Below are 26,120 nucleotides of genomic sequence, written 5' to 3'. Positions count from 1 at the left end.
GGCTTCGCCGGTGCGAGATCATGGGTTTATGACAGACATCCCACGCTGGTTCAGCGAGACCGAGGAAGGCCACTCGCAGTGGTACATCGAACGCTTCCGCCAGATGGCCCGCGAGGGTGTGGATCTGGCCGGCGAGGCCCGACTGATTGACGCAGTCGTCGCGCCCGGATCGCGATTGCTCGACGCGGGATGTGGGCCCGGCCGGATCGGTGCGGAGCTCTTTGCCCGCGGCCACCGGGTGGTTGGTGTGGACGTCGATCCAGAACTTATCGCCGCGGCCACCGAGGATCATCCGGGGCCCGAATGGGTGGTCGGGGATCTTGCGACTCTGGATCTTGCGGCGGCGGGTCATGAAGAACCTTTCGACGCAGCGGTCATGGCCGGTAATGTGATCACCTTTGTTGCCGCCGGCACTGAATCGGCCATCCTGAGCGGCTTGGCCCGCCACGTACGAACCGGCGGACGAATCGTCGTCGGGTTCGGCCTCGACCGTGGCTATGCGCTCGAGGCATTCGACGCCGATCTCGCGGCGGCTGGCCTCGAGATCGAACAGCGTTTCGCGACCTGGGATCTGATGCCGTTCACACCGGACGCAGACTTCGCGGTCACATTTATCCGGGTTTCCTAACCGCCGCGCGAAAACCCACAGGAACAATCGGCTCGGAGGGCCGACAGCAGCCGCGGACATCCCTAGACTGCTTCCATGCGCCACTACTTGGATGACTATGCCGCCGTCGGCGTCATCATTGTGGTGGGCATCGGCCTCGCGGCGGCCATGATGGGCGCCAACCGGTTATTCCGGCCGAGCGTTCCGTCATACGAAAAATTGCTCACCTACGAATCGGGCGTCGATCCGGTCGGTGACGGCTGGGCGCAAATCAATGTGCGCTATTTCGTGTATGCGTTCCTGTACGTGATCTTCGCCGTCGATGCGGTGTTCCTCTTCCCCTGGGCCGTCGTCTATGCCGCGATCGGCTGGGCGGCAGTGGCCGAGATGGGCATTTTCATCGGGTTCATCGCGGTTGGCCTCGTGTATGCCTGGCGCAAAGGAGTGCTTGCATGGACCAAGTAGCGCTCAACATGCCGACCATCGGCCCGCCGATCCAGAGCCCGCCGACGCTGGGCGCGGGTGCGAGCCTTGCGCCCAAACCCGCCCGCTATCTGCTCAACTGGGGTCGGCGCTATTCACTCTGGGTGTTCAACTTCGGCCTCGCCTGTTGCGCGATCGAATTCATTGCCACGTCGATGTCACGCCACGATTTCATCCGCCTCGGCGTCATCCCATTTGCCCCGGGTCCGCGGCAGGCCGATCTGATGGTGGTGTCCGGCACCGTGACCGACAAGATGGCGCCCGCGATTAAGCGGCTTTATGATCAGATGCCTGAGCCCAAATACGTCATCAGCTTCGGCTCCTGCGCCAACTCCGGCGGGCCATATTGGGACTCCTACTGCGTGACGAAGGGCGTCGATCAGATCATCCCGGTCGATGTGTATGTGCCGGGCTGCCCGCCCCGGCCTGAAGCATTGCTCAACGGCATCGTGACGCTGCAGAACAAGATCGCGCAGGAAAACCTCGCCGAGCGTTATGCGCCCAAGCCGCGCTCAGTCACATCGCTGCTCGGTCCGACGTTGAAAGCACCGCGATGAGCCTCGACACGAACCCCTTCGGTCCGCCCCATCGCGTTGTCACATCCGCTGACTGGCGCTCGTCGATCCGAGCGCTGCGCGATCAGGGCTACACCTATTTTGACTGGCTGTCCGCAGTCGATGAATATCCCGAGGGCTTCCGACTCGTCATCCACCTCGCCCGACTGAAGCCCCTAGATCATCTGCTCGTCGCAACCTATATCGATCGAGAAAGTGCTGCGATCGAATCGGTCACTGATGTGTTCGCTGGGGCTGGGTGGCACGAGCGCGAGACCTATGAGATGTTCGGCATCAACTTCACTGGCACTGACGACACCCCGCTCGAGCCACTGCTGCTGCCCGACGGTTTCGAGGGCAATCCGCTGCGTAAAGAGTTCGTCCTTGCCGCGCGCGTCGCGAAGCAGTGGCCGGGTGCGAAGGAGCCGGGCGAGGGCGATGGGGCGTCGCCAAGCCGGCGCCGGATGAAGCCACCCGGAGTTCCTGAAGATTGGGCCGACGAGCGTGCTCCCGAAGGTGAGGATCCTGATGGGTGACTTCCTCGAGATCTTGTTGCGCTGTCTCATCGTCGTGGCGGCGTTCCTGACGCTTCCGCTGATGGTCGGCCAAATGGAACACAAAGCCATGGCACACATGCAGAGCCGAGTCGGGCCGATGTATGCCGGCGGCTTCCACGGCTGGGCGCAATTGCTTGCCGATGGGGTCAAATTCATCCAGAAGGAAGACACGATCCCCGCCGCTGCGGATCGACGGGTGTTCGCGCTCGCCCCGCAGATCGCGCTCGTTCCCTATCTCGTCGCGATGATCGCCATCCCGCTAGGCCCCGGACTCGTCGGCCAAGACCTCGATCTCGGCTTGTTCTTCGTCCTCGCCGCAATGAGTGTCGGCGTGCTCGGCTCACTGATGGGCGGCTGGGCGAGCGCCAACAAATACAGCCTGTTGGGTGGTATGCGCGTTGCCGCCCAACTCATGAGTTACGAACTGCCGTTCGTGCTGTCCGCCGCAAGCGTGGCAATGGCCGCCGGCACACTGTCGCTGACCGGGATCGTCGATGCTTGGCAGCCATGGTGGCTGCTGTGGCAACTGCCGGCACTGTTCGTGTTCTTCACTGCCGGACTTGCTGAGTTGCAACGCCCGCCATTCGACATGCCGGTCGCCGATTCGGAACTCGTCATGGGCCCGATGACCGAATACGGTGGAATGCGCTTCGCGATGTTTCTGCTCGCCGAATATGCCGGCATCGTCGTCCTGAGTGGACTGACGACGGTCCTGTTCCTCGGTGGCTGGGCCGGACCGTTCTCGGACACCTTCGGCTGGCTCTGGTCGCTGCTCAAGATCGCTGCGGTCGCCTTCGTCGTGATTTGGGTGCGGGTCGCATACCCGCGCCTGCGCGAAGACCAACTCAACGCATTTGCTTGGAAGGTTCTGGTCCCCGTGGCACTGGCACAACTTGTGTTGACGACTGTCGTGGCGGTGCTGATCGCATGAGCGACCAGACACCTACGCCGGCGAAGGAGCCCTGGGGCATTGGCCTGTTGAAGGGGCTCAAGGTCACCTGGCACAACCTGACCCACCGCAGCGTCACCGCGCACTATCCCGAAGTCCAGCCTGAGCTGCCACCACGCAGCCGCGGCGTCATCGCGCTGCAGGAGGAGAACTGCACGTCGTGCATGCTGTGCGCGCGCGAATGCCCGGCCTGGTGCATCTACATCGACTCACACAAAGAGACGATCCCAGCCGCCGCTGAAGGTGGCCGGGAGCGCAGCCAAAACGTTCTTGACCGCTTCGACATCGACTACTCACTGTGCATGTACTGCAGCATCTGCGTCGAGGTCTGTCCCTTCGATGCATTGCACTGGTCGCCGGAGTTCGCGTATGCCGAAACTGACATCACTGATCTGACCCATGACAAGGACCGGCTGCGTGAGTGGTTGTGGACCGTTCCGCCGCCGCAGGCACTTGACCCGCACGCCGCGCCAGCCAAGGAGTTAATTGCCGTCGAAAAACTCTTCATCCGGCCCGACGACGCCCCGGGGACGGCAGAGTGACCCTGCCCCAAATCGTCTTCATCCTGTTTGCGGCGCTGACGATCTTGTCAGCGCTCTTGTCGGTGTCGACCGATCAGATGGTGCATTCGGCGCTGTGGCTCATCGTGACGCTCGGTGGCATCGCCGGCTGTTACTTATTGCTCACCGCCGAGTTCGTCGCGTGGGTCCAGGTGCTCATCTATGTTGGTTCGATCGTTGTGCTGCTGATCTTCGCGCTGATGCTGACGCGCGCGCCCGTTGGCCCGGGTTCGGCGACCGAGACCGGCAACCGTTGGCTCGCGGTTGGCGTGGGCACCACCGCCTCGGCCGCGCTCGCGGCGACCATGATCGCCGGCTTCAAGGGCGAACGAATCGACGGCAATCGCATTGGCAGCGCGAACTCGATCGGCGACGCGCTCTTCCACGACTGGGTCCTCGGTTTTGAGCTGCTGTCGGTCGTGTTGCTTGCCGCTCTCGTCGGCGCGATCGTCCTGACCCGATCGGGGGATCGCCGCTGATGCCGCTCATGTATCCCCTGCTGCTGTCTTCCGCGTTGTTCGGTATCGGCCTGTATGCGGTCCTCGCCCGCCGCAACGCGGTCCTGATGCTGCTTGGCGTTGAAATCATGCTGAATGCCGCCAACCTCAATCTGGTCGCCTTCGATGCATGGTTCGCCGACCAGCTCCATACCGGCCAGGTGCTGACGTTGTTCTCAATCGCGCTGGCCGCAGCCGAGATCGGACTCGGATTGGCAATCGTTCTCGCGCTGTTCCGCAGCACCGGAACAGTCGATGTCGATGCATCGGGACCGGACGCATGAGCCGCCGCTGGCCGCAAGTAGCGTTCACCGCGGTCATTGCCTTGTTGACGGCGATCTGGGCGATCCCGCATCTGGGTGACGGGACCGGCAGCTCCAGTGGCGCGACACGGACTTGGGTCCAGGGCGGTGACCTCTTGGGTGTTTCGCTCGCAACCCACATCGACTCTATGGCCGCCGCGCTGCTGCTCCTAGCCGTCGGCATCGCGCTGCTTGTGCAGATCTATTCGACCGCCTATCTCGCGGGTGACAGGCGCTATCGCTCATACGCGACGATTATCAACCTGTTCATGCTCGCCATGATCACGGTCGTTGCCGCCGATGATCTGTTCGTGTTACTCATCGGCTGGGAAGTCATGGGCATCTGCTCCTACCTGCTGATCGGCCACCACTGGGAGCGTGAACCGGCGCGCGCCGGTGCGGTCAAAGCCTTCCTGATCACCCGGTTCGGCGATCTCGGCCTACTAATCGGTGTCATCTCGATCGGCCAGACCTACGGGACCTATCGGATCTCCGAGGTGCTCGCGGCACCGCCGCAAAACGCGACCGGCATAGGCTTCCTGCTGTTGCTCGCGGTCGTTGGCAAGTCGGCGCAGTTCCCGTTCCACACGTGGTTGCCCGATGCAATGCCTGGCCCGACGCCGATCAGTGCACTGATCCACGCCGCGACCATGGTGGCCGCTGGCGTCTATCTGGTGGCTCGCATGTTGCCGTTGATGGCGGCATCTGCGGCGGTCATGACGACGCTTGCGCTCATTGCCTGCTTCACAATGTTCATGGCAGCGCTGTTTGCCCTAACCGGCGCTGACGTCAAACGCATCTTGGCCTGGTCGACGGTCAGCCAGTTGGCTTACATGTTTGCCGGTCTGGCGATGGGTGACCGCAAAGCCGGGATCGATCACCTGCTGTCCCATGGTGCGTTCAAGGCGTTGTTGTTCCTGGCCGCTGGCTGTTTGATGCATGCGGTTGGCACCAGCGACCTCGCCGCGATGGGCGGGCTGCGCCGAGCCATGCCGCTGACCTTCGTTGCGACAACGGTAGGACTCGCAGCCCTCGCGGGCATCATTCCGACCTCGGGGTTCTTCACCAAGGATGCGATCATCGAGGCCGCGCGCCATGCCACCGACGGCTCGGGACCGGTCTCCGGCGGCATCGCCTGGCTGGTGCTGCTCGTCGCACTCGTCACGGCGCTGATCACTGCCGCCTATTCGATGCGGTTGTGGCTGAAGGTGTTCTTCGGACCCGAGCAGAAGGCACATGAGGCGCCAGCGGCGATGACGTGGCCAATCCTGTTGTTGGCCGTGGTGACGATCGCGCTGAGCATCGGCAAGCCGTTCCATTTGGGCGTCGGTGTGCTGACCACGGTGCTAGCCGCTGCGGGCATCGGACTGATCTGGTGGGTCCGCAAGCAACGGCTGCGGCTCCCGCTGACGGCGGTATGGGGACCGCTTCGCGCTGAGGCGCGCTTTGATCGGATCTATACCGCCTGGGTTCCGGCGGCGTTCGGGTTTGGGGCGCGCAGTGTTGTGGACTTCGATCGCGATGGGGTCGATGCCTATTCGCGTGCGGTGGCGTTGGTGTCGGACCGCGGGTCGGCCCTGCTGGCTCGGGCCCAGTCGCACAATGTCCAGCGCTATGCGACCGCGCTGGTGGTTGGCATCGCTGTCTTCGTACTGGTGGCGGTGATCCGCGGATGAATCTAATTGCCGCCGCGATCGCGGTGCCCATGTTCGTCGCGCTGCAATTGTTCTTCGCCCGCAACACCATCTCAACCCGAATCGCCGGTTGGATCGGCGCGGCCACGATGGGTGCGACGCTTCTTTTGCTGGTCTTCGCCTGGAACGTCGGGGCCGTGGGCGACTCCCGCTGGCGCGATGAATTCGATGCGAGCTGGATCGACTCGCTCGCGATCCACTTCCATGTCGGTCTCGACGGAGTGTCGTGGCCGCTCGCGTTGATGACGGCGCTGCTGGCGCTGCTCGCCTGCGTGTCGCTGACCGAGGGCGACATCGGCACGCCGCCGCTGATCGCGCTTATCCTCGTCATCGCGGCCGCGTCAATCGGCGTTTTCGTCTCGCTCGACCTGCTGCTTTTCTTTATTTTCTTCGAGTTGGCGCTGGTCCCAATGTGGTTCGTTATCGCCTGGTGGGGGAGCTCCACAGCCAGCCCGTCGGGTCACCACAGTGAGGGGTCGGGTTCCAAGAACGTTCCAGCAGATGAGACAGCGCGACACGCGGCCACGAGGTTCCTGCTGTTTACGGTGCTGGGCTCGGCGCTGATGCTGGTCGGCTTCGTGATCGTTGGCCTAGATGCCGGTTCGCTCCAAATCGATGACATCGTGGCCACCGGCCTTGGCGGCTCGACCGGGCTGCTCGCGGTGACGCTGATTGCTTTGGGCTTCGCGGTCAAGACGCCGATCGTTCCGCTGCATACGTGGCTACCCGATGCTCACGCCAAAGCGCCAACTGTCGGCTCGGTGCTGCTCGCGGGCGTATTCCTCAAACTCGGCACGTACGGCCTGATCCGGATGTGTGTCGACCTGCTGCCCGCCGAGACCGCCCGCATCGCGCCCGCGCTGGCGATCGCCGGTGTTGTCGGCATCATCTACTCGGCCCTAGCCTGTCTGGCGCAGGACGACCTCAAACGGTTGATTGCCTATTCGAGCATCGGCCACATGGGATTCGTCGTCCTCGGTCTGTCCACGATGAGCGCGGTTGGCCTGGCCGCGGCGGTGTTCGGCTCAGTCGCACACGGGCTGATCACCGGACTGCTGTTCTTCAACACCGGCTGGCTCAAAGAGCGCTACGGCACCGCTTCGCTCCGAGCCATCGGTCGCGGGCTGTATGCGCGTGCGCCGCAGTTGGGTGCATTGTTTGCGTTCGCGGCGATTGCGAGCCTCGGGCTGCCCGGGCTTGCCGGTTTCTGGGGCGAGATGTTGTCCCTGCGCGCCGCATATGGTCTGGGCGTCCTCGACCGGGCGCTGGCTTGGCCTTTAATGGCGATTGCCGCCATCGGGATCGTCATGGCCACGGCCTATTTTGCCCGTGCCATACGGGCTCTCAATCAAGGCGAACCTGAACCCCAGAGCGCCGATCGAGACCTGACCGTCACCGAAAAGTCGGTTGCCGGGGTTCTCGTGCTGGCGATCGTGGTCCTTGGCGTCGCACCGGGGCTGTTGATGGGTGTCATCGAACCGGCCGTTGCGGCAATTGTGGGGGCACGATGATCCCCGTCGATTGGGTCGCCATCGGCCCGGCGATGCTCATCGCAGTCGGCGCGATTGTCGCGCTGCTGTTGGAGGCGTTCTGGCCCAAGCGGACCTGGACAGCGCCGGCAGTTGCCGGGTTCGTCGCAGTTCTTGTTGCTGGTGCTGAGCTTTTCCATACCGGCGGTCCGGATCGCTATTCATTCGCGCTGTCACTAATCGTGCTGCTCGGCGCTTTGCTGGTCTTGTTGCTGTCGGCGGTCATGAACTATGAGGAATCGATCCCGCCAGGGGAGTATCACTTCTTATTGCTCGCCTCGGTTGCTGGCGCGCTCGCGATGGTGACGGCGCGGGATCTGGTGACATTGCTCGTTTCGCTCGAGCTGCTCGCATTGCCGTCGATCGCGCTCGTCGGGCTGAGATCTGGGGATCGCCGTGCAACGCGTGGCGCCTGGACGTTCTATCTGACCTCGGTCGTCTCGACCGCGATCATGCTGATGGGAGTTTCGCTGATTTATGGGATCACCGGCTCACTGAATTATCGCAAGATCGACTCAGCGCTCGCCGCCAGTACGATGCCCAAGGCTGTGATCGCGATGGCGGTCGTGCTGACGCTCGTTGGATTCCTATTCAAACTCGGCGCGGTCCCGCTGCACATGTGGATCCCCGACGCCTATGTGGGCGCGACGGTGCCGGTTGCAGGCTATCTCTCCGCGGTGTCCAAAGCAGCGGCGCTTGGTGCCTTGTTTGTGCTCTTGGCGGTGGCGTTCCCGCATGTGTTTGCTGCGTGGCTGCCGCTCATGGCGGTCGTCGCGACCCTGACCATGACAATCGGCAACATCGGCGCGATTCGTCAACGCGATGGCGTCGGGATGCTCGCGTGGTCGTCGATTGCGCAAGCGGGTTTCCTGATCACGCCGTCGGTCGGTTTGTTCACCAGTGACGGACTGAGCGCGCCGATCCAGTACCTGGCGGTCTATGCGCTGGCCAATCTTGTTGCCTTCGGCGTCCTTGCGATCGTGCTGCGGGTTCGCGGCGGAACCTCTTTTGACGATTTGCGTGGCCTCGGCCGCACCGACCTGCTGCTCGGCCTGGCGCTCGGCTTTTCGTTGCTGACGCTCGCGGGCTTCCCACCGGCGGTGATCGGGTTGCTGACCAAATACATCGTGCTCAAGCCAGTGGTCGAGGGCGACTACCTCATCCTCGCAGTCATCATGGCGGCCAATGTTGCGCTCGGTCTGGTCTACTACCTGCGGTTGTTCGTGATCGTGTTCGAGCCGCCGACCGAAGCCGCATACGTGAGTCCGTCCCCGCCGTATGCGGTCCGTATTGCCCGCACCGGCGTGCTGCTGGGTCTGGTCGGGCTCGTTGCGCTGAGCATCTGGCCAGACCTCCTGCTTGCCCATCTGCCCTGATTTCAACGGCCTAGTGCGCGACCGTACCGTATGGTATGGTAACTCGACCGAGCCGTGGTGCCGGTCACACGTCGCGACGGAAACACGTGCATGGCGTGACCGAATTGAACCCGCATCGTTGGCGGTGTGAGGGTTGACCGTGCAGGAGGACTATGACGGCGCTGGGCGTTCGCACGAAGAGTGCGCTTGATCCGATCGGTGAGTTCTTCGTGTTCGTCTTCGACGTTGTCTTGGCGATCGGCAAGCGGCCCTTTCATCTGCGCGAGGCGCTGCAGCAGGCCTGGTTCATCGCCAGCGTGGTGATCGTGCCGACCGCGCTGGTCTCGATACCGCTCGGCGCGGTCGTTGCGCTTCAGGTGGGCAGCCTGACTCAGCAGCTTGGGGCACAAAGTTTCGCTGGGGCCGCATCAGTAGTCGCGATCCTGCGCGAAGGTGCCCCAATCGCCACCGCCCTGTTGCTGGCTGGCGCTGGCGGCTCCGCGATTTGCGCAGATTTCGGCTCACGCAAGATCCGTGAAGAAATCGACGCCTTGGAAGTGCTGGGCATCAACGTCATCCATCGCCTCGTGCTGCCGCGTGTCGTTGCAGCGATGGTTGTCGCGACCTTGCTCACCGGCCTCGTCATGGGAGTCGGGATCGGCGGCGGCTACTTCTTCAACGTGGTCCTGCAACATGGGACGCCGGGTGTGTATGTCGAATCATTCCGCCAACTGGCGACGATGCCAGATCTGTACGCCAGCCTGTTCAAGGGCATGATCTTCGGCATGATCGCAGCGCTTGTCGGCTCGTTCAAGGGCCTACGTGCCAGTGGTGGCCCGAAAGGCGTCGGCCAGGCCGTCAACGAGGCGGTCGTTGTCTCATTCCTCCTGCTGTTCACCTGCAACTACATCCTGAGCGTCGCGTACTTCCAACTGTTTCCGCAGGGGTCCTGAGTGAGCATTCCGACGCCGGCCGCGATGTTGGAACAATTTGGCCATCAACTCCGGTTCTATGGGCGTTCGGTCGCCTGGACACCACGTGCCCTCCGGAACTATCGCCGTGAAGTTCTCAGCATCCTGTCCGATGTGGCCTTTGGCCGCGGCGGCCTCGCAATCGTTGGCGGGACTGTCGGTGTGATGGTGGCCCTGTCCTTCGCCGTCGGCGCGGAAGTCGGGCTGCAGAGCCATGCCTCGCTGGATCAGCTCGGCGCCACCAACTTCTCCGCCTTCCTGTCGGCCTACTTCAATACGCGCGAGGCCGCACCCCTGATCGCGGGGATCGCTCTTGCCGCGACCATCGGTTGTGGATTCACCGCCCAACTTGGCGCCATGCGGATCAACGAAGAAGTCGATGCACTCGAGGTCATGGGGTTGCCCTCGATTCCGTTCCTTGTCACCACACGGATGATCGCGGCGGTCCTCGCGGTTGTCCCGCTGTATGCGATCGGGCTCTTCTCGTCATATTTGGCGACCCGGACTGTCACGACCGGCTATTTCGGTCAGTCAACCGGAACGTACGACCACTACTTCCTCCAGTACCTCGCACCAGTTGACGTTTTGTGGTCATTTGCGAAGGTCATCGTCTTCGCGATCGCGATCATCTTGATTCACTGTTACTACGGCTATTTTGCGACTGGCGGTCCGGCTGGTGTCGGGGTTGCTGTGGGCCGAGCGATCCGTACGTCGATCGTCGCGCTCACGATGTCGGACTTCTTTATTAGCTTCGCCGTGTGGGGATCGACCACGACCGTACGGATAACTGGATGATCCGGGCCGAGTCACGTGCCGAATCGTTCCGGCTGCAAGGGCTGGGGATCGTCTATCTCGCGGTCTTGGCAGTGCTTATCTGGGCGTCGATCGCTTCGTATAACAAGGTTTTCACTGATCACATCACCGTTCAGATCGACGCGGGTAATGCGGGCAGCCAACTCAATGTGGGTGGTGATGTCCGGATGAATGGCGCGATTGTCGGCCGTGTTTCGCGGGTATCGACTGGATCATCGGGTGCTCGGATCGCGATACAGATCGATCGATCCGATGCGCAGAAGATCCCACGGACGGCAGTAGCCAGCATCTTGCCGACCACTCTGTTCGGTCAGAAGTTCGTCGAATTGAATTCGAGCGCCGACCCGGCAACCGGCCATCTTGAGGATGGCGCGACGCTGCGCGAGGATCGGACGGCCAAGTCCGCGGAACTGACCGACGTGCTCAATCGGCTTGAACCGGTCCTGACGGCAGTCGAGCCGGCCGACTTGGCGAAGACGCTGTCCGCGCTTTCGACGGGGCTCGATGGCCGTGGCCAAAAGCTCGGGGGCCTGATCAACTCCGCGGGCCCCTATCTCGGCTCGCTCAACGGGCTCACGCCAGAATTCGAGCGCGATCTTTCGCTGCTGTCCACGGTCAGCGGGCAGTATGCCGATGTTGCGCCCGATCTGTTGGCGACGACCGGCAATCTGACCACTACCTTTCGGACCCTGAATCAGCGCAACGGAGACCTGGCCGGTTTCTTCAAAAATGTTACTGCTGTGTCGACCGTTGGCGAGCGCCTGCTGCGTGCCAACCAAGTCAATATCGCTGAGTCAGCACGTCTGGCCAGGCCCACAGTCGAACTTCTCGCGGAATACTCGCCGGAGCTGGTCTGCGTGCTTGAAGGCTTCAAAACCAATGGTGAGCTGGCCGCAGCACAGGTTGTCGATGGATCTATTCAGGGCGACTTCACGGTAGGAACTCAGAAGCCCGGCTATAGCCGTCAGGATGCGCTGAAGTTCGGCGACGTCGGCACGGGTCCGTCGTGCCGAGGGCTACCTGATCCACAGGTGCCGTATCCAGCAGTTCAGCTCAATGACGGCGTCGGTAAGTCGAGTGCCAATCTCATGGGGCTGATGCTCGGTGGCGAGTCGGTCGGAGCGAGGCCATGAATACGACTGACGTGCGCCGGCCCGGTCTTAAACTGATCATCTTCGCGCTGGTGTCGATCGCCGTCACGGTGACGATCGCGGCCACAATCCGGCCGTTGGGGACGTCGACTCCGACGCGTGATTATGTCGCGCTCTTCACCAATGCCAGTCGCTTGAAAGTCGGCGATGACATCCGTGTCGCCGGGGTGAAGGTCGGCAAGGTAGGCGCGGTTGAAGTCACTCGCGACGCCAAAGCCAGGGTGCGCTTCAGCGTCGAGCAGGATTTGGCGCTCAGCACCGTCACGAAGGTCGAAATCCGATATCTCAATTTGGTCGGCGACCGCTATGTCGAACTGATTGACGACGGCTCCGTTGACCGCCCCCAGCCCGTCGCCCAATCCATTCCGGTCACACGTACGAGCCCAGCGCTTGATCTCAACGTCCTGCTCAATGGTTTCAAACCGTTATTCGCCGCGCTCTCGCCCAATGATGTCAACGACTTGGCCCTCGACATTGTGAAGACCTTCCAAGGTGATGGGCCGACGGTCCGTGATCTGATCGCCCGAACCGCGTCGCTGACCTCAACACTGGCCGACAACGATCAGGTGATCGGCAGCGTGATCTCAAATCTCAACACGACGGTCGGTCTCGTGGCGACCAAACATCAACAGCTCGAGGGCCTGATTTCGCAGCTCGCCACATTTGCCACGAGTATGGCGCGGGACCGAGAGACCGTCGGCAAGGCATTGGGCCACATCGACACAATGACCGAACTCTCAGCCGGGCTATTGAAGGCCAATCGGCCGGCGGTCAAGGCTGACATCGCGCACCTGCGCGGCGTCGCCGAGACGCTGAACCGTCCGGCGAATACGAAGTTGGTCGAGCATGCGCTGAGCCATCTCCCGGACAAACTGAGTCGGCTGTCGCGCACAGCTTCCTACGGCTCTTGGTTCAACTATTACGTCTGCTCCGTTAAGGTGCGGACCGGCGTCGGCTCGAGCTACCTTGATGCGCAACTGAATAAGCTGCTCGATGGCATTGTCCTTGTCGATTCGGCGAAGCGGTGTGCGTCATGACCTCGACATTGCGGCGCAATCCTGCGGTCGCCGCGCTGATCGGACTGGCCTTGTTGGCGCTCATCGTGGTCGGCTCCTTCCGGGCCTCATCGCTGCCGTTCATCGGCGTCGGTGGGCACACCATGACTGCTGAGTTCTCTGATGCGAGTGGGTTGAAGGTTGGCGATCGCGTTGAGATAGCCGGTGTCGATGTTGGATCGGTGACTGATCTGAAAATGGGCCATCGTCGGGTGATCGCCACGTTCATCGTCGACTCAAAGGCACGGCTCGGCGTGCAGACTTCCGCAGCCATTGGCGCCGGCAACCTACTCGGCAAAAAGTACCTCGAAGTCCGCCCGCGCGGTTCAGGAAATATCGATAGGGATCGACCGATCCCGCTCGCTCGTACCCAGCCGGCATACGACGTCGTTGCCGCGTTCGGGGACTTGACCGAGACCGTTGAACCGATCGACTCCGGCGAGCTGGAGAAGGCACTCACCGCCGTGGCTGACACGTTCCGCGGATCATCGAGTGATGTCAGGGCCGCGGTGAGCGGGCTGTCCGCGGTATCCCGTTCAATCGCATCGCGTGATGCGGAGGTTCGCCAACTGCTGCAGCGCTCCCAAACACTGACCGCTTCGCTCGACGGCTCACGGAAGGACATCGCTGCGCTGATCACTGAGGCGTCGAAATTCCTCGCTGAAATTGATCACCGGCGCGAGACGTTGCGTGCGCTCATCAGCCATACCGATGACTTGGCCAAACAACTGCACGGCTTGGTGCGGGACAACAAAAAACAGATCGGTCCGGCGCTGCAGAATCTTGAGAAGGTCACGAAGTTGTTGTCCGATCGGCAGGAACAATTGGGCAAAACGCTGCACAATCTTGCGGCGTTCACCAAGGTCTTCGTCAACACGATTGGCAGCGGCCCGTGGTTCGACTCGTACATCGCCAACATTCCCGACAAGCCGATGCTTGGAAGGAAATGACATGAATCGAATGCGACAGTTGCGACCGATCACCATCATCGTCCCTCTCATCCTCATTGCCGCGATGCTGATCGGCGGCGGCAAACTCTTTGGCGGCGATGGCAGCAAACAGATCAGCGCGGTCTTCCCCAAGACCATCAGCCTTTTTGTCGGCTCGGATGTGCGCATCTTGGGCCTCTCGGTCGGCAAGGTCACGGCGATGACCCCGACCGGCACTGGGGTTCGCGTCGACATGGAATATGACGGGCAATACGATCTTCCGGCTGACGCCAAAGCGGTGATCATTTCGCCGTCGTTGATTGGCGACCGCTTCGTTCAATTGACCCCGGCATACGGCAGCGGAGCGGTGTTGCCGAGCGGATCGGTCATCGGCCCAGCTGACACTAGGGCTCCAGTTGAGTTGGATCGTACGTTCTCGGCGACTCAACAATTGCTCAGCGCGCTCGGCCCCGACGGCGCGAACCGACATGGCGCGCTGTCGGACCTGCTGGCGGTCGGAGCAAAGACTCTCGATGGACAGGGTACGTCGATCCGCGGCACGATTGGCGACCTTGCCGCGGTGACCGACACCCTGAGCAAAGGCAGTGATGATGCGTTCGGCACGATCGACCAGCTTAGCCGTGTGACGACGACGCTGTCGACATATGACAACGAAATTGGTGCGTTCAACGAGCGGCTGGGACGAGTCGCCGACAGCCTCGCGGCACAGAGCGGCGATATTTCCGAGCTGCTGAAGACCCTGGCGGGATCGCTCGGTGAAGTCGAGGGATTTGTTCGGGATAACCGTGAATCGGTGGGAGCCAATGTCGGATCCTTGACGACCGTCGCGGGCGCGCTCGAGGGCGAGCGTCAAGCACTTGCCGACATACTCGATCTGGCGCCGCTCGGCTTCACCAACTTGGTCCAAGCCTACGAGCCATCGTCGGCGGCAGTGCGGACGCGAGCGAATTTCGGTGAGATCCTGCGCGCATTGGATCTCACCGCATGCGAGGCGCTGCGGAAGCAGGGCGGCGACAATGTGCAGCCCGCCTGCGATCTGCTCAAGACCATTTTTGATCAATTGCCGCTGCGGAACGGACTTGGCGTGCCGGCACCGACCAAATCGGGTGCCACACCTGATCGTTCGGCCCCGTCACCGGAGTCGAATCCCACCGGGCTTCCTGATCTCTTGGGCGGTCTTACCGGCCTCCTCGGGGGTAGTTCGTGATGAAGCTACGCGCACTGCTGATTGCTTTGTTGGTCCTGCTGACCACCGGTTGCGGCTATTCGGGAATGCAGGATCTGCCGCTGCCCGGCGGTGCCAATCTTGGCGCCGACTCGTACACGGTCACTGCAGATTTCGATAACGTCCTCGACCTTGCGGAGCAGTCCACGGTGCGCGTCGATGGTGTCACGGTCGGCCGCGTTGAGAAAATCACTCGACATGGCTGGAAGGCGCGAGTCCGGCTGCGGCTACGTAAGAATGTTCCGGTCACGTCGACCACACAGGCGACTGTTGCCCAGACGAGCCTCCTCGGTGAGAAGTATGTGGATCTGTCGGCAAGCACCGGACCACGGCTGGCCGCAGGCGCCAATATTCCGATCGCCAACACCAGCCGGGGAAGTGAAGTCGAGGAAGTCCTGGGTGCGTTGTCGCTGCTGCTCAACGGGGGCGGCGTGGCACAACTCAAAACGATCTCCCAGGAGCTGCACGCCGCGCTGGATAGCGACTCGGTCGACACCCGGACTTTTCTGCGTGAACTCGATCATTTCGTCACGACCTTGGATCGCAATCGGTCGACGATCGTCAGCGCACTCAAAAATGTGGACCGGCTGAGTGCGACGATCAACGCCGATCACTCGACCGTCACCGCGGCACTTAAAGACATCGCACCGGGCGTCAAAACACTTAATTCGCAGCAGAAGCAGTTGGTGTCGATGTTCAAGCACCTGTCGTCGTTCGGCGATGTCAGCAGCGACGTTATACGGAAATCTGGGGCCGATCTGACCGCCGACCTCAAAGCACTGGAGCCAGTTCTGGCCGAGCTGGAGAAGGCCGGTGACACACTTCCGCAAACGCTTGAGGATGTGCTCAGCTTCCCCTTCCCCGATGAAGTCCTCAATGCAGTCAAGGGCGATTATGTGAACCTGGCCGTTGAGGTCGATCTGTCGACCAGCATCATCTCGAGCGTGACCGGAGGCGGGCTGACGTTGCCTGGGATTGATGAGGTTGTTCCCGGATTATTGCCGACCGGACCCGAGCTGTCGTGGAGTGCTGGGTCGTCCGGCGGCGCTGGGTCGCCGGCACCGTCGAATAAGCTGGATGCCAATCCGGCGCCGACGTTGCTGGAGCTGTTGTTGACGCCGTTGCAAGGACTGCCTCGATGAAGGCGGCGGTGCGGTTGAGGCTGCTGATCTTCCTAGTCATTGGCGCGATTGCGGTCGTCCAAGCCGGCGTGAAGTATGCGGGGCTGGCCGAAATTATTCGCCCGACGACATTTGCGGTCGACGTGCAGCTCGCCGCGAGCGGTGGGTTGTTTGATCGGGCCGAAGTGACGTTCCGAGGCGTGACCGTCGGGCGGGTTAAAGATCTTGAGTTCCAACGCCGCGGTGTCACGGCCCATTTGGCAATCGGCAAGCAATGGAAAATCCCCAATAATCTGATGGCCGAGGTCCATAACCGTTCTGCTGTCGGCGAGCAGTATCTGGATTTGGTGCCCAAACAAGATGGCGGGCCATACCTGGTCGCAGGTGATCAAATCAACGCCGATAAGACGGTGTTGCCGGTCAGCGATCAAGAACTCTTATTGACTCTTGACAGTTTCCTCAAGTCCATCGACAGCAAAGATTTGCAAACGGTCGTTCATGAGTTGGGTAATGCCTTCGACGATTCCGCTCTCGATCTGAGCACCTTGATCGACGGCGGATCCACGATCGTGGCGCGGGCGACGCAATCATTTGCAGAGACGCAGACATTGCTGCGGGCCGGTGAGGTGGTGCTGGCGCGGCAGGACCAGCAGGCATCGATCATTGCGAGTTATCTCGATAATTTGGCGGAGGTGTCCGGTGTGCTGAGTACTCAGGACGGGGACCTGCGGGTGATCCTGCGCGATGGTTCTCGTGCGGCTGGCCAGATCACCTTGCTGCTCAAGCAAATCGAGCCGCAGTTGAAACCGCTGCTCGCCGATCTCACGTCGCTCAGCGGAATCGCCTACCAGCGAACCGACGGGCTCGAAGAAACCCTCGTTGCCCTGCCGTATGCACTGGCGAGCGCCCAGACCCCCGGGCGGGATGGGCGTGCCCACTTCGCGCTCGATCTTTCACAAGATCCGGCGCCCTGCCGGGTCGGCTATGTCCCCGCTTCGCAATGGCGTTCGCCGAGTGATGAATCAGCCATTCCGCTGGACAACAAGATCGGTTGCAAAGAGCCATTGTCGGTCGTACCGCGGGGCTCGGCAAGCGTGCTGGGCGGTCAACAACAGCTGAATCGTTCGGCCATCATCGGGACTCCATCGGGCAGTCGCCCGTGGACCACCCTGCTGACACTCCCGCTCGTCGCCGAATAATTCGGCGACGAATGGCACCAGCTCAGCTTGGATCGAATCAGCTCAGTGCGACCATTTCATGGAGCGTCCGCCCCGAACGAGTGACAGTTTCGCCGTCGAGCGTGATGTCGAGTTTATAGGTTGAGTCGAAGCGGAAATAGCCGGGCCGGCCGATAAATTTGTTGATGAGGGGCTTGATCAGCCTGGTCCGCGCGATCGGGATCTCGTCGAGCAGATCCTGCTGATCGATGATGCGTTCGATCGTGAAGGTCAGATCGATTTGGCCGGGAACCTGGAGGCGCAGCCACGTCGGATAGCTGCGATTGGCCGCCGGACTGAACACTAGGGGGCCTTCGCTGACCTTGACTTCGCCGGTGCTCAGGATGATCTCGCCATCCTTCGCGAGCATCAACGGCCGCGACATGTGGGCGCCCATCCGCTTCTGGGTCAGGACACTTGCGAAGATCAAGGAAAAATCGTCGAGGTAGAGCCGGCCCCAGTGCCAGCGGTCGATAATGCGCTTCATATCGCCGACGCCCCAGTTGTGGTCGGCATACCCGATGCCTGTTACCTGGGTGGTCTGACCATCGAGGGTGATTGAGCCGGTCACGCGTTCGCGGGGTCCGCCAACGCACCAACCGAAATGGTCGACCTCGCCATAGAACGTGTCACCGCGGCCGGGCATCCAACTGGATAGTTCATTCTGGAATTCGAGATCGAATGCCATACCGTCCTCGGCCAGGTGGATTGTGAACGTCGGGAGGCCGTTGGCTCCGGTGCTCTGCAGGGCAGTGTTCGTTCCGATCGTCACATCGCACTGCTCGGTCGAGAACGATGCCTGCGATTTGGGGTAGGACTTGCGAATCTGCCGGCGTGACCCGTCTGGTCCATAGACCAGCATTTCGACCGACGGATCGCAGTTGGCGCGCTCCTCGGGACGGCGTTTCGTGAAAAAGCCGATCACGGTATGCCCGCTGTTCAGATGGGCATCGAAATACCAGTGTTCGAAGGCCTTCTTGCTGGTTGAGTCGTGCCAGCCATTGTGCGCCGGCGTCACGACGGTCAGCTCAGCATCTTTGCTGCCGGGTCCGTTCCAGCCTTCGACGATCGTGGGGGTCATATAGGTGCTCCGGGTCAATTGAAAGGGGGTGGGTCAGCGACGCAGCGCGCTGCTGGCGTCGAACTCGGCCTGGCGGCCGTCCATCTGTGCGGTGTGCCAGCTCAATCGATGCTTGACCATGACGCGTTCGTGTAGTTGTTTGAGGCCCGGCAGACGGCGCAGGAGTTCGACGACCGTGATCAGTGGAAAGCGCGCAATCGGGATCAGGATCCAGGGGAATGCGCGCGGCATGGCATACATTTTTCGGGTGCCGGGCGCCATCCAGATCGCGCAGTAGGCCGAGTAGATCCGGTAGTTGTAGGCCGCGCGCAGACGAGCCAGCCCTTTTTGGCCGGGCCGCGGAGCGAAGGCCTGCGGGAAAGACTCGATGAGTTCCTTGCCGTAGTCGCCGGAGTTGTAGGAGCGCGCTGCGGTCGCCAAAGCGAGGACCTGGAGGCATTCGCGGACCGTTGTTGGCATCCATTTCGGTTGGACGCCCAGGAGATAACCCATGTAGCGGTTGAAGTGCAGCAGAGCCCGCATTTCCTTGGCGGAGGTTTGATAGCCCAGCAGCCACAAGGCCATGGCAGGCGCCACGCTACCGCCGATCTGGGTCAGCATCATGTAGGTCTGGCAGATCGGCAGACCCCATTTTTCGTGGTCCCACTCGGGGTGTTCGCCGACCCGCTTGCGCACCGCCACGTGCATGACACGTACCTGCATCGCGGTCGAGCGGCCCTCGGAGCCGGGGTTGAACAGATCGTCTGCAGTTGAGACGTCGATCCAGAACTTCGCCGATTCAAGGAAGCGTCGCAGCGCGTTGTCGCCGGCGTAGCCGCCAGATAGCGACAGGGGAGTTGCGACACCGTTTTCGGTGTAGATCTCAAGCGTTATCGCGCCGGCGACGCTGAACAGCATCGTGCCCCAACGGCGCCAGATCTCGGCGCCCTTTTCCACCATGTCACGGTCGACCCAGTCGGGGACCGCATCGAACTCGGCAAACAGGTCTTTCATTGATTGGGGTGCGTCGGGCAGCGATTCAATGCCGTGATCGAGTGCCTGCAATAACTCCGCGCGGCCCTTTTGATGGCCCTTGTCGCCAAAGAACACCTCGGCAACGTAGGCCTCGGCCACCGGATCTCCGCCATAGAGGTCGTCGCACAGCGCATGCGCCTGTTCATCGGTGGGGAACAGGTCGTGGCGGAATAGTTTTTTGGCGAGCTTTTCGCGTTTTTTCCAGACGGGTTCTTCCTTTGCTTCCCAATAGCGGAAGTCGGTGGGACAGCGTGCGGCCGCAATTCCACGGTCAGTATCTTGGACAGTCATATTGTTCTCCTGAGCGGTGCGGATCATGCGGGTTATTGCGCGATCGACCGATATTTGAGCATCATTTCGTGGTCTTCGTGGTCCAGGATGTGGCAGTGCCACATGTAGCCTTGGAGCTTTTTATCCGGGTCCGGATGGCTGTGCATACGGTCCGTGCGGGAAGCGCCGTGATCCATTGGAACGCCTGCCGGGGGCAGGAAGGCGGCATCGGGATCGAAGCCGAGTTCATCGGCGGTGGGGAACCGGACGAGCATGCGGGTGATCGTGTTGCCGTCGGCCAGGACGGTGTCCTTCATGCCGGACTCCCAGCTCGCCGCGGGCATCATCGGACCGGTCGTAAAACGCTCGGCGGAGTTAGTCCAGCGCTGACCGAAAGCGGGCACTGGGTTCGCGCGCATGTAGCGGGAAACGTTATAGGCCTGGCGCCCCAACACGCGGAAGTGAACGAGGTGCAGGTGCATCGGGTGGGGGTCAGAGGTCGTATTGATGAAGTTCCATTGCTCAACGGTCCCCTGCCGGGGCATTTCGACGTCATCGCTGCTGAACGGCAGGTTATTGAGATTCATCATGGCCGGGGGGATGCGGAGTTGGAAGCCCTGATTCACGGTGACATCGCGAACTCGGTCTGGCTTACCGATTCTGGGAGTTGCGGGCGGTAGCCGGCGACGTCCGCGCAATACGGTGGGTACGGTTCCGCGGAAGCCGCGTGCCGTCGTCGCACGAAAGCGGCAGAAGAACGGCATGATCTTCTCGCCGAGGACGGCTGCCTGGCCTGGCACCGGGTCGTTGTTGCACAACGTTACGGTCTCACCAGGAGCGAGGCCATTGAAGTCGACGAGAATGTCGACCCGTTCGGCCGGAGCGAGCCGGAGCGACTTCGTTTGAACGGGCGCATCAAGAAGGCCGGCGTCATTGCCGATGACCCAGAATTTCATTGAGTTGCTGAAGAAGAGGTTCCACACACTGAAGGAGCCAGCATTGATGACTCGGAATCGGTAAAGACCGCGGGCAACTTTAAGCTCGGGCCAGACCGCACCGTTGACGACGCCGACGTCGCCGACAGCACCGCCTTCCCAGCCGCCCTGCGGGACGATCGGCGTTGAGCGGACGCTCTGTACACCGCCCTTGGTGAAGATTTTTTCTTGAAGAACCAGCGGAACTTCGAACTTGCCGTGCGGCAAGCCGAGGCGATTGCCGGATCGGCCGGTGTCCCAGTCATCCCTCAACAGATAGAACGAGGCCAAGCCGGCATACACGTTGAGCCGAGTGATGCCCATCGCGTGATCGTGGTACCAGAGGCTGCCGGCGTCCTGGTTGTTCGGGAAATGATGGGTGTAGTCCATGCCCGGCACGGTGGCGGTATCTGGATGTCCGTCAGAGATTGGCGGGGTTACTCCGCCGTGCAGGTGAAAAACGCTGTGCGGTGAGACTTTATCGCTGACCATGGCCCCATGAAGCGTCGTGTCAATGTCGGCTGCAAAGGGATGCGCGCCGAGCCGGTTGCGCACGGTCAGCTCCGTCGGTTCGCCACTTTGGGCCTCGATAACCGGGCCGAGGTAATTCATGCCGCCGTAACCGAACGCCGGTGACCGGCCATACGAAGAATGGAACTGGTGTGACGTGCTGTTGGCGTCGATCGTGAGCCGGCTGCCGCGCAGATAGGGCAGTACAGGCATCGCGTCGGTGAACGGTGCGACTTTGGGCGAATGGAAAATAAGTGGCGAGGGGAAGGGCAGATTCAGACCGAATGCGGACCCGGTCGCTCCCGCAGCAACGCCAGCAACGCCGATCGCGCTGGCCCGGAGAACGTTCCGGCGGCTGAGCTCAGGCACCATACGTGGGTCCTATCAAAAAACGGTGGTGGAATTCCATACCCTACGGTATGGTTCGGGATGTGACAAGCAAAACGGTGAAAGTTCGTGTCGGCACGGCTCTGCTGGCATTGCTGTTTGGGCTCGGCCCGGCGATCACGCTTACTTCGGCTGCTTCGGCCGCTGAGGCATGTGGATTGGCAGCCCAGCAGAATCCCGTCGTGCTGATTCATGACGTGGCCGCGAGCGGAGCGGTGTGGCGTCAAATGGCTGCGTCGCTGAGAGCTCAGGGGCGCTGCGTGCAGATTTTCGAGTACGGTCGAAATCCCGGACTTTTCGGCTTGCTTCCCGGTGGGCTGACATCGATTGCGGCGAGTAGCCAAGAGTTGGCCGATGACCTTACTCAACTCCGTGACAATGCTCCCGACGTGCGGATCGACCTGGTCGCGCATGGCACCGGTTCGCTCGTGGCCATGTCCTATCTGCAGGCACATCGCCGAGATCACGCCGTGCGGTCCTTGATTTCGCTTGGGCCGCTCTGGAACGGTACGAACGTGGGTGGACTGGGCACACTCGAGCAACTCAGTCGTGATGCCGGGACCTATCGACTCGTTCTGTCGATCGAGGCACCGCTCGAGGATCCCATCTGCACTGTCTGCCGCGAGATGATCATGGGTTCGGACTTTATCCGGGCGATGCGGGCTAGAGGCATAGTGATACCGGGCGTGCGGCAGACCAATATCATGACCGTCGATGATTGGTTCGTGGTCCCAGTGTCGAGTGGTTCGGCGGCAGGGATGGCGAACATCGTGCTCCAAGACCTGGACCCCTCGACGCGAGTTGGGCACGGCGGCATGCCGAGATCGGCTCCAGTGATTAGGCGAGTCGTCCAGTTGATTGGGAGCTGAGATTCCGTATGCTCGACGCGACAGCAGCCGACCAAAATGCGGAGACAACTGTGGGATCGAAATCGCCATCGAAACGGCTATCGCTGGATGACTGGACAGCTCGAGCGCTTGAACTCCTCATGAAGGAAGGCGTCAGCGCGGTCAAGATCAGCCGGCTGTGTGCCGAACTTGAGGTCACCAAAGGCAGTTTTTATTGGCATTTTGCTGATCTGGAAAGTCTCAAGGCAGCCGTTGCCGAGCGCTGGTGTTCGCTGACCCGCGAGGTTCTCGAACAGTTGTCCGTACTGGACGATTTGCCGCCGCTGGAGCGGCTACGTGCCATGACGCTCCGGCTTGTCGACGATGAATCGTGGAGCGTCGAACGGGCGCTGCGTGACTGGGCGCGAAGTGATGACAAGGTCGCAGCAGTCATCGTCGAGTCCGATCAGTTCGTGTTCGATCTGGTCCAGCGATCGCTGGAGGATTTGGGCCGTAGCCCCGCCAAGGCACGGCTTCGCGCTGGCCTGTTGGTTTATGCCGGGATCGGCTTCGCCCACGGCCAGCAGTCGCTGCCCAGGCCCACAGTCGATGACATTGACGACCTCTTGGAGTTCATCGCCGGCGACGACTCCTGACCGAACCGGCCGCTAGCGGAGCGGGGGTCAAGGTTTTGACGAAAGCGACTCTTCGAAGATCAGCAGTGTTCGGGTGTTGACCACACCGTCGATGCCTTGGATTTCTTCGAGAACAAGGCGGCGGAGGTCGGCGTTGTCCTTCGCGCGTACGAGCAGGACCACGTCGAACTCGCCGCCGACGAGAGCGATGTGTTCGATGCTTTTGAAAGTGCGGAGCCGAGCGTGGACATCGCGCCAATCGGTTTGGTGGACGTTGAGCGTGATGTACGCCGAGGTGCCGAATCCGCGGGCGACGGGATCAATGGATGCGGAGAACCCCGTGATCACACCGGTGTTCTGGAGCCGCTCGATCCGGCTGTAGGCGTTGGCGCGAGAAATGTGTACCGCTTCGGCGAGCTGGCGCATAGACAGTCGGCCATCGCGTTCGAGTGCTACGAGGATCAATTCGTCGATCTCGTCGAGTTGCGGTGCGGCCATGTGTCTCGTACTCCGTCGAATGTTTGACAATATTTGGATGTTTGGCCACATCTTTGCACAAATGATTAGACGTCTTCTCGGATTATTAGCAACCATTGCGATCAAGTGGCTGTTCAGGTGAAGATTTAGCGGACACAGTTCGGCGAAGGGCCAATCCATGTCCACTGCACAACTGCTCCCAGGTGATACGCCGGTACGGTTGATCGACGAGGCCGGAAGCCCAGTCAAGAACTCGAGACGGGCGCTGCCGTCGAACGCCGATATGGTCCGTGCGTATGAGGCGCTCGTCATCGGCCGTCGGATCAACGATCAGGCCTATGCGTTGGTGCGTCAAGGGCGACTAGCGGTGTATCCGTCCTCGCACGGTCAGGAAGCCTGCGAGGTTGCTGCCGCCCTCGTGCTTGAAGATCAAGACTGGCTGTTTCCAACCTACCGAGACACCGTTTCGGTAATCGCTCGTGGCGTGGACCCGGTCGAGGCGCTCGTGCTCTTACGTGGCGACTGGCACTCGGGCTATGACCCCACCGAGCGCCATGTCGCCCCGCAGTCGACCCCGCTAGCCACGCAGTTGATCCATGCCGTCGGCGTCGCTCATGCGGCAACGCTGCGAGGTGAGGACACGGTGGTGATGGCGATGTGCGGCGATGGCGCCACCAGCGAAGGCGACTTCCACGAGGCGCTCAACTTCGCCGCGGTCTTTAAAACTCCGGTCGTCTTCTTCGTGCAGAACAATGAGTATGCGATCTCGGTCCCACTCGCGCGCCAAAGCGCAGCGCCGTCGCTCGCCCATAAGGGCATTGGGTATGGCGTCCCCGGTGAGCGTGTTGACGGCAACGATGTTGCAGCATTGCTCTCGGTGTTGGGTGAGGCGATCGCTTCTGCCCGTGCCGGCGGCGGACCGCAGTTGGTCGAAGCCCACACGTATCGGATGCAGGCACATACCAATGCCGATGATGCCACCCGCTATCGCCCTGACGGCGAGGTTGAATCCTGGGCGGCGCGCGATCCGATCATCCGTGCCGAGGCTTATCTGTTGAGCAAGCGCCTGCTGACCAAAGCTCGCCAAGCCAAGATCACCGACGCGGCCGAAGCCGTTGCCGCGCAGATGCGTAGCGGTCTGATGGCCGAGGTGGAGGTTGATCCGCAGGAGTTGTTCAACCATGTTTATGCGACACCGACTCCGCAACTGGCCGAACAGGCGGCCTTCCTTGCCGAGGAATTAAGCCGAGAGGAACCCCGCTGATGACTAGCAAAATTACGATGGCGGCCGCCCTCAACCGAGCACTGCGTGACGCTATGGCCGAAGATGACTCGGTCCTAGTCTTCGGCGAGGACGTCGGACCGCTCGGCGGAGTCTTCCGCATCACCGAAGGCCTGACCGAGGAATTCGGCGAACAGCGCTGCTTCGACACCCCACTGGCCGAAGCGGGAATTATGGGCATGGCGATTGGGCTCGCGATGAATGGCATGCGCCCGGTCGTCGAGATGCAATTTGACGCCTTCGCCTATCCGGCCTTCGAACAGGTAGTCAGCCACGTCGCCAAAATGCGCAATCGGACCAAAGGCAAGCTGTCAATGCCGATCGTGATTCGCATCCCGTATGCCGGCGGAATCGGTGGCGTTGAACATCATTGCGACTCTTCTGAGGTCTACTACGTCCACACCCCGGGTCTCACCGTTGTGGCGCCGGCAACGGTTGCCGATGCCTACACGCTCATGCGCGAAGCCATCAAGTCGCCGGATCCGGTGGTTGTGCTTGAGCCCAAAAAGCTCTACTTCAGCAACGAAGAAGCCGATCTGGATCAAGCGCGGCCCGGCATTGGCAAAGCGGCTGTTCTGCGGGCGGGAACCGATGCGACTCTCATTGCCTACGGCACCTCGGTGCCGATCGCGTTGGAAGCCGCGGAGGCTGCCGCTGCCGAAGGCCGCAGCTTGCAGGTCGTCGACGTGCGATCGCTAGTCCCGTTTGATGATGAGACTGTGTGTGACGCCGTCAACTCGACCGGCCGCGCGGTGGTCATTGCTGAGGCGCCAGGATTCGCGAGCGTGTCTTCGGAGATCGTCGCCCGGGTCACCGAGCGTTGCTTCCATTCACTTGCCGCACCCATCCGCAGAGTCACGGGCTTCGACATCCCTTTCCCGCCACCGAAACTCGAACTGTTTCACCTGCCCAGTGTCGATCGCATCCTCGACGCCGTCGACACCCTTCAGTGGGAGGACTCATGAGTGAGCGCCAGCGAACGAACTATGAGGCGTGGATCATGCCGTCGTGTCCCTATTGTGGGCTTTTCAGGGAGGCTGCGGCATGAGTGAGCGCCAGCGAACGAACTATGA

General features: G+C 61.5%; 27 protein-coding genes. 23 read left to right on the top strand and 4 right to left on the bottom strand.

Annotation, left to right across the window (positions count from 1 at the left end; translation table 11 throughout):
* Window positions 1-28: 28 nt before the first annotated feature.
* The 19 genes from AC2YB9_RS16015 (at window position 29) to AC2YB9_RS15925 (ending at window position 17,572) form a co-directional block, all read left to right on the top strand.
* On the top strand, window positions 29-628 hold the full coding sequence (locus AC2YB9_RS16015; protein WP_487266358.1) for a class I SAM-dependent methyltransferase: 600 nt from the start codon (window positions 29-31) through the stop codon (window positions 626-628).
* A 75-nt stretch (window positions 629-703) separates the two neighbouring features.
* Complete coding sequence (locus AC2YB9_RS16010; protein WP_487266357.1) at window positions 704-1,072, top strand: NADH-quinone oxidoreductase subunit A; 369 nt, start codon at window positions 704-706, stop codon at window positions 1,070-1,072.
* Entirely contained in the window at window positions 1,060-1,647 is a 588-nt protein-coding gene (locus AC2YB9_RS16005; protein ID WP_487266356.1) for an NADH-quinone oxidoreductase subunit B, read from the top strand. The genes AC2YB9_RS16010 and AC2YB9_RS16005 overlap by 13 nt, the downstream gene beginning before the upstream one ends.
* Window positions 1,644-2,180, top strand: a complete 537-nt coding sequence (locus AC2YB9_RS16000; RefSeq protein ID WP_487266355.1) for an NADH-quinone oxidoreductase subunit C — start codon at window positions 1,644-1,646, stop codon at window positions 2,178-2,180. Before AC2YB9_RS16005 ends, AC2YB9_RS16000 begins: the two co-directional genes overlap by 4 nt.
* Window positions 2,173-3,132, top strand: a complete 960-nt coding sequence (nuoH, locus tag AC2YB9_RS15995; protein WP_487266354.1) for an NADH-quinone oxidoreductase subunit NuoH — start codon at window positions 2,173-2,175, stop codon at window positions 3,130-3,132. Before AC2YB9_RS16000 ends, nuoH begins: the two co-directional genes overlap by 8 nt.
* Window positions 3,129-3,692, top strand: coding sequence for a NuoI/complex I 23 kDa subunit family protein (locus AC2YB9_RS15990; RefSeq protein ID WP_487266353.1), 564 nt, complete (start codon window positions 3,129-3,131; stop codon window positions 3,690-3,692). Before nuoH ends, AC2YB9_RS15990 begins: the two co-directional genes overlap by 4 nt.
* Window positions 3,689-4,189 carry an NADH-quinone oxidoreductase subunit J family protein gene (locus AC2YB9_RS15985; RefSeq protein ID WP_487266352.1) on the top strand — a complete coding sequence of 167 codons (501 nt, stop codon included), beginning with the start codon at window positions 3,689-3,691 and terminating at the stop codon, window positions 4,187-4,189. The genes AC2YB9_RS15990 and AC2YB9_RS15985 overlap by 4 nt, the downstream gene beginning before the upstream one ends.
* Window positions 4,189-4,491, top strand: coding sequence for an NADH-quinone oxidoreductase subunit NuoK (gene nuoK / locus AC2YB9_RS15980; RefSeq protein WP_487266351.1), 303 nt, complete (start codon window positions 4,189-4,191; stop codon window positions 4,489-4,491). Before AC2YB9_RS15985 ends, nuoK begins: the two co-directional genes overlap by 1 nt.
* Window positions 4,488-6,185 carry an NADH-quinone oxidoreductase subunit 5 family protein gene (locus tag AC2YB9_RS15975; RefSeq protein ID WP_487266350.1) on the top strand — a complete coding sequence of 566 codons (1,698 nt, stop codon included), beginning with the start codon at window positions 4,488-4,490 and terminating at the stop codon, window positions 6,183-6,185. Before nuoK ends, AC2YB9_RS15975 begins: the two co-directional genes overlap by 4 nt.
* Entirely contained in the window at window positions 6,182-7,714 is a 1,533-nt protein-coding gene (locus AC2YB9_RS15970) for a complex I subunit 4 family protein (RefSeq protein ID WP_487266349.1), read from the top strand. Before AC2YB9_RS15975 ends, AC2YB9_RS15970 begins: the two co-directional genes overlap by 4 nt.
* Entirely contained in the window at window positions 7,711-9,108 is a 1,398-nt protein-coding gene (locus AC2YB9_RS15965; RefSeq protein ID WP_487266348.1) for an NADH-quinone oxidoreductase subunit N, read from the top strand. Before AC2YB9_RS15970 ends, AC2YB9_RS15965 begins: the two co-directional genes overlap by 4 nt.
* A gap of 152 nt (window positions 9,109-9,260) precedes the next feature.
* Window positions 9,261-10,040, top strand: a complete 780-nt coding sequence (locus tag AC2YB9_RS15960) for an MlaE family ABC transporter permease (protein WP_487266347.1) — start codon at window positions 9,261-9,263, stop codon at window positions 10,038-10,040.
* 24 nt (window positions 10,041-10,064) lie between these two features.
* Entirely contained in the window at window positions 10,065-10,853 is a 789-nt protein-coding gene (locus AC2YB9_RS15955; RefSeq protein ID WP_487268629.1) for an MlaE family ABC transporter permease, read from the top strand.
* Window positions 10,817-12,004: an MCE family protein gene (locus AC2YB9_RS15950; RefSeq protein ID WP_487266346.1), complete on the top strand. Its 1,188-nt coding sequence runs from the start codon at window positions 10,817-10,819 to the stop codon at window positions 12,002-12,004. The genes AC2YB9_RS15955 and AC2YB9_RS15950 overlap by 37 nt, the downstream gene beginning before the upstream one ends.
* Window positions 12,001-13,059, top strand: a complete 1,059-nt coding sequence (locus AC2YB9_RS15945) for an MCE family protein (protein WP_487266345.1) — start codon at window positions 12,001-12,003, stop codon at window positions 13,057-13,059. Before AC2YB9_RS15950 ends, AC2YB9_RS15945 begins: the two co-directional genes overlap by 4 nt.
* Complete coding sequence (locus AC2YB9_RS15940; protein ID WP_487266344.1) at window positions 13,056-14,027, top strand: MCE family protein; 972 nt, start codon at window positions 13,056-13,058, stop codon at window positions 14,025-14,027. The genes AC2YB9_RS15945 and AC2YB9_RS15940 overlap by 4 nt, the downstream gene beginning before the upstream one ends.
* 1 nt (window position 14,028) lies before the next feature.
* Entirely contained in the window at window positions 14,029-15,234 is a 1,206-nt protein-coding gene (locus tag AC2YB9_RS15935; protein ID WP_487266343.1) for an MCE family protein, read from the top strand.
* Window positions 15,234-16,394 (top strand): MCE family protein, encoded by a 1,161-nt coding sequence (locus AC2YB9_RS15930; RefSeq protein WP_487268628.1) that lies wholly within the window; start codon window positions 15,234-15,236, stop codon window positions 16,392-16,394. Before AC2YB9_RS15935 ends, AC2YB9_RS15930 begins: the two co-directional genes overlap by 1 nt.
* Window positions 16,391-17,572 carry an MCE family protein gene (locus AC2YB9_RS15925; protein ID WP_487266342.1) on the top strand — a complete coding sequence of 394 codons (1,182 nt, stop codon included), beginning with the start codon at window positions 16,391-16,393 and terminating at the stop codon, window positions 17,570-17,572. The genes AC2YB9_RS15930 and AC2YB9_RS15925 overlap by 4 nt, the downstream gene beginning before the upstream one ends.
* A gap of 37 nt (window positions 17,573-17,609) precedes the next feature.
* Here AC2YB9_RS15925 and AC2YB9_RS15920 read toward each other — a convergent pair whose 3' ends face one another.
* Genes AC2YB9_RS15920 through AC2YB9_RS15910 form a run of 3 tightly spaced genes read right to left on the bottom strand, consistent with a single transcriptional unit; the run spans window position 17,610 to window position 21,811 of the window.
* On the bottom strand, window positions 17,610-18,671 hold the full coding sequence (locus AC2YB9_RS15920; RefSeq protein ID WP_487266341.1) for a lipocalin-like domain-containing protein: 1,062 nt from the start codon (window positions 18,669-18,671) through the stop codon (window positions 17,610-17,612).
* 33 nt (window positions 18,672-18,704) lie between these two features.
* Window positions 18,705-19,976 (bottom strand): oxygenase MpaB family protein, encoded by a 1,272-nt coding sequence (locus tag AC2YB9_RS15915; protein ID WP_487266340.1) that lies wholly within the window; start codon window positions 19,974-19,976, stop codon window positions 18,705-18,707.
* A gap of 32 nt (window positions 19,977-20,008) precedes the next feature.
* The gene (locus AC2YB9_RS15910) at window positions 20,009-21,811 is read right to left on the bottom strand and encodes a multicopper oxidase family protein (RefSeq protein ID WP_487266339.1); all 1,803 of its coding nucleotides are present in this window, start codon (window positions 21,809-21,811) and stop codon (window positions 20,009-20,011) included.
* A gap of 59 nt (window positions 21,812-21,870) precedes the next feature.
* Here AC2YB9_RS15910 and AC2YB9_RS15905 point away from each other — a divergent pair, with 59 nt between their 5' ends.
* Both AC2YB9_RS15905 and AC2YB9_RS15900 read left to right on the top strand, forming a co-directional pair.
* Entirely contained in the window at window positions 21,871-22,695 is an 825-nt protein-coding gene (locus AC2YB9_RS15905) for an esterase/lipase family protein (RefSeq protein ID WP_487266338.1), read from the top strand.
* A 50-nt stretch (window positions 22,696-22,745) separates the two neighbouring features.
* Window positions 22,746-23,309: a TetR/AcrR family transcriptional regulator gene (locus AC2YB9_RS15900; protein ID WP_487266337.1), complete on the top strand. Its 564-nt coding sequence runs from the start codon at window positions 22,746-22,748 to the stop codon at window positions 23,307-23,309.
* A gap of 27 nt (window positions 23,310-23,336) precedes the next feature.
* Here the strand turns inward: AC2YB9_RS15900 and AC2YB9_RS15895 are convergent, their stop codons facing one another.
* Window positions 23,337-23,786: an Lrp/AsnC family transcriptional regulator gene (locus AC2YB9_RS15895; protein ID WP_487266336.1), complete on the bottom strand. Its 450-nt coding sequence runs from the start codon at window positions 23,784-23,786 to the stop codon at window positions 23,337-23,339.
* Between the two features lie 157 nt (window positions 23,787-23,943).
* Here AC2YB9_RS15895 and pdhA point away from each other — a divergent pair, with 157 nt between their 5' ends.
* Entirely contained in the window at window positions 23,944-25,029 is a 1,086-nt protein-coding gene (gene pdhA, locus AC2YB9_RS15890; protein WP_487266335.1) for a pyruvate dehydrogenase (acetyl-transferring) E1 component subunit alpha, read from the top strand.
* Window positions 25,029-26,012 carry an alpha-ketoacid dehydrogenase subunit beta gene (locus AC2YB9_RS15885; protein ID WP_487266334.1) on the top strand — a complete coding sequence of 328 codons (984 nt, stop codon included), beginning with the start codon at window positions 25,029-25,031 and terminating at the stop codon, window positions 26,010-26,012. The genes pdhA and AC2YB9_RS15885 overlap by 1 nt, the downstream gene beginning before the upstream one ends.
* The last annotated feature ends 108 nt before the right edge of the window (window positions 26,013-26,120 follow it).

This window comes from Aeromicrobium changchenzhani (genome assembly GCF_057586615.1).
The sequence above is the reverse complement of the archived record's forward strand: the minus strand, read 5'-3'. Positions and strand labels throughout refer to the sequence as shown.